Annotated in this window: 3 protein-coding genes; 2 read left to right on the forward strand and 1 reads right to left on the reverse strand. The window is 69.4% G+C overall.

The genetic code is table 11. The annotated features are described in order from the left end of the window. Positions 1-141 precede the first annotated feature (141 nt). Positions 142-2,052: a molecular chaperone DnaK gene (gene dnaK / locus FRW57_RS18915; RefSeq protein WP_152186753.1), complete on the reverse strand. Its 1,911-nt coding sequence runs from the start codon at positions 2,050-2,052 to the stop codon at positions 142-144. Between the two features lie 392 nt (positions 2,053-2,444). On the opposite strand from dnaK, the gene FRW57_RS18920 reads away from it, so the two are divergent. Both FRW57_RS18920 and FRW57_RS18925 read left to right on the forward strand, forming a co-directional pair. After that, a complete protein-coding gene (locus tag FRW57_RS18920; protein ID WP_152186754.1) occupies positions 2,445-2,831 on the forward strand; it encodes a YciI family protein in 387 nt (128 codons plus the stop codon). A gap of 99 nt (positions 2,832-2,930) precedes the next feature. Next, on the forward strand, positions 2,931-3,590 hold a 660-nt coding region (locus FRW57_RS18925), incomplete at its 3' end, for a GNAT family N-acetyltransferase (protein WP_152186755.1).

The following is a 3,590-nucleotide window of genomic DNA, read 5'->3' on the forward strand; positions in this document are numbered from 1 at the left end:
CCTGCTGCCCCGGGCCGGCGCCGCGGACGGCGCCGGTCTCGGGGTCGAGCCGCCGCTTGTCGCGGATCACCGGTCCGACGGTCTCCTCGGCCGCTTCCGGGTTCTCCGGCGGGCTCGCGGCCCCGTGCACTGGCTCGTCGGTCACTTCTTCTCCTCGTCGTCCTCGACGACCTCGGCGTCGACGACGTCCTCGTCGGCCGAGCTCGCGCCGTCACCGGCCGCTCCCGCACCGGCGTCCGTCGCTCCGGGGTCACCCGCAGCGCCGCCGGCCGGCTGCTCCGACTGGGACGCGGCATACATTGCCGTGCCGACCTTCTGCGACTCCTCGGACAGCTTGGCGCTCTTGGCCTTGATGTCCTCGGCGGACGCGCCGGAGCCGTCCTTCAGGGCCTCCTTGAGGTCGGCCAGGGCGCTGTCGACGTCTCCACGGCCCTCGGCCGGGATCTTGTCGGCGTTGTCGGCCAGGAACTTCTCGGTGGAGTAGACCAGCTGCTCCGCGGTGTTGTGGGACTCGGTCTCCTCGCGACGCTTCTTGTCCTCCTCCGCGTGGGCCTCGGCCTCCTTCACCATGCGGTCGATCTCCTCCTTCGGCAGCGCGCTGCCGCCGGAGATCGTCATCGACTGCTCCTGACCGGTGCCGCGGTCCTTGGCGGACACGTGCACGATGCCGTTGGCGTCGATGTCGAAGGTGACCTCGATCTGCGGGACGCCACGGGGGGCGGGGGCGATACCCGTCAGCTCGAAGTTGCCGAGCGGCTTGTTGTGCTGGGCCAGCTCGCGCTCACCCTGGAAGACCTGGATCATCACCGAGGGCTGGTTGTCGTCGGCCGTGGTGAAGACCTCGGAGCGCTTGGTCGGGATGGCCGTGTTGCGCTCGATGAGCTTGGTCATCAGGCCACCCTTGGTCTCGATGCCGAGCGACAGCGGGGTGACGTCGATGAGCAGCACGTCCTTGCGCTCGCCCTTCAGCACACCGGCCTGCAGGCTCGCGCCCACCGCCACGACCTCGTCGGGGTTGACGCCCTTGTTGGGCTCCTTGCCGTCGGTGAGCTTCTTGACGACCTCGGTCACGGACGGCATACGGGTCGAACCACCCACGAGCACCACGTGGTCGATCTCGCTGACCTTGATGCCCGCGTCCTTGATGACGTTGTGGAACGGCGCCTTGGTGCGCTCGAGCAGGTCAGCGGTCATCTGCTCGAACTGCGCGCGCGACAGCGACTCGTCCAGGTGGATCGGGCCGCTCTCCGACATCGAGAGGTACTGCAGGCTGATGTTGGTGTTGGACGCAGTCGAGAGCTCCTTCTTGGCCTGCTCCGCGGCGTCACGCAGACGCTGCATGGCGATCTTGTCGCCGGACAGGTCGGTGCCCGTGTGGTTCTTCACCGTGGTCAGCAGGTGCTGGACGATGCGGTCGTCCCAGTCGTCACCACCGAGCTTGTTGTCACCGTTGGTGGCCCGGACCTGGATCGTCGAGAAGCCGTCCTCGGGGTCCTTGCCGACCTCCAGGAGGGACACGTCGAAGGTGCCGCCGCCGAGGTCGAAGACGAGGATGAGCTCGTCCTCCTTGCCCTTGTCGAGCCCGTAGGCGAGCGCCGCCGCGGTGGGCTCGTTGATGATGCGCAGGACGTTGAGGCCCGCGATCTCTCCGGCCTCCTTGGTGGCCTGGCGCTCGCGGTCGTCGAAGTAGGCCGGCACGGTGATGACCGCGTCGGTGACGTCCTCACCGAGGTAGGACTCGGCGTCGCGCTTGAGCTTCTGCAGGATGCGCGCGCTGATCTCCTGCGCGGTGTACTTCTTGCCGTCGATCTCCGGCGACGTCCAGTCGGTGCCGATGTGGCGCTTGACGGAGCGGATGGTCCGGTCGACGTTGGTGACGGCCTGGCGCTTGGCGATCTCGCCGACGAGGACCTCGCCGTTCTTCGAGAACGCGACGACGGACGGCGTGGTGCGGCCGCCCTCGGCGTTGGCGATGATGGTGGGCTCGCCACCCTCGAGGACCGCGACCGCCGAGTTGGTGGTGCCGAGGTCGATTCCTACCGCACGTGCCATGAGTGACTCTCCTGTATGTCGGGTGCCTGGCTCGGTGCTCCCGGCGTGCTGTCGGGAGACTTCACCAGCTGGTTGATGCGTCGACACTCAATCTGCAGACTTCCCGCCCGAGTTGTCAAACTGAGGCTCCGCAAACTTGAGTTCATCAGGCTCAACTGTGCCGGTGGCGGGTTCATTCCCGGCCCTGCGGCAGTGGCACTACTGGGGTGAACGGACGCCATACCGGCGTCGGGAGGTCGTGCGAGCGTGACGTGCGGTCAACCCCTCCCCATCGGTCCTTCCATGGTGTCGTATGACGGTGCAGTCGTTCGTGGAGTAGGCGAGCGGCCGTCCGGCCGCTGGAGCCGAGGTCGCGAGGCGGCGGCCCCGGCCCGAGCTGAGAGGAGACGACAGTGGCTCAGTACCTGATCATGTTCAACGACGAGTGGGTGCCCGACCAGACGCCCGACGACTTACGGACCAAGAGCGCGACCTCGCACGCCCTGCTCGACGAGATGAAGGCGGCCGGCGTCTTCGTCTACGCCGAGGGCGGTATCGACGCCTCGACCGCGCTGTTCAGCGTCGAGGCCAAGGACGGAGAGCCGGTCTTCACCGACGGGCCGTTCGTCGAGACCAAGGAGCACCTGGGCGGCTTCACCGTCATCGAGGTGCCCGACGACGAGGCCGCCCGCGAGTGGGCGGGGCGGATCGCCGTCACCCTTGACTGGCCGCAGGAAGTGCACCGGTTCGGCTCCGGGGTCGAGGAGATCATCGAGCGGCAGGCGCAGGGACGTGAGTGAGATGCCCCGTTACCCGTTGTCGGCCACTCCGCGCCCACCTCGAGGAGTGCGCGCGAAAACCGGGTGACCCCGACCGCGACGACGGTGTGTGATCGCGGGATGACGATCGTGATGGAACGGCCGGGCACCGACGGGCTCGCCGCGGCGGTGGGTGCACTGCGCGACTGGCAGTACGAGGGGTCACCGATGCAGCTTCACCCCGGGGACCTGGGCTGGAACTGGTCGTTCGGCGAGCGGACCCTGGCCGCCGCCGTCCGCACCTGGAGCCGGGACGGGCGACTCCTCGCGGTCGGGCTGGTGGACGACCCCCGCACGCTGCGGCTGACGATCGCGCCGGACGCAGACCGGGACGAGGAGCTGGCCGACCGGCTGGCCCAGGACCTGACCGAACCGCGGCGCGGCGTCCTGCTCGCGGGGCGGGCGGCCGTGGAGGTGCCCGCGGTGCCGCTGCTCCAGGAGCTGCTGCGCGAGGAGGGCTGGCAGGACGACGAGCCCTGGAGCCCGCTGCACCGTGACCTGACTGCGCCGGTGCCTGACCCGGGCCTGCGGATCGAGGTGCTCGGGCGGGAGCCGGCGCCCGAGCGGGTCGCCGACCGGGTGGACGTCCAGCGCTCGTCGTTCGACGGGTCGACCTTCACGCCGGAGCGCTGGCACGCGATGGCCGGCGGGGTGGCCTATGCCGATGCGCGGTGCCTGGTTGCGTACGACGGGCAGGACGCGCCGGTCGCGGCGGTCACGGTCTGGTCGGCCGGGCGCGGC

It is taken from the genome of Segeticoccus rhizosphaerae (genome assembly GCF_009192725.1).
Taxonomy (GTDB): domain Bacteria; phylum Actinomycetota; class Actinomycetes; order Actinomycetales; family Dermatophilaceae; genus Segeticoccus; species Segeticoccus rhizosphaerae.

Coding starts and splice junctions, on each gene's coding strand:
- dnaK (WP_152186753.1), bottom strand. CDS start 2,052: ATGGCACGTGCGGTAGGAATCGACCTCGGCACCACCAACTCGGCGGTC.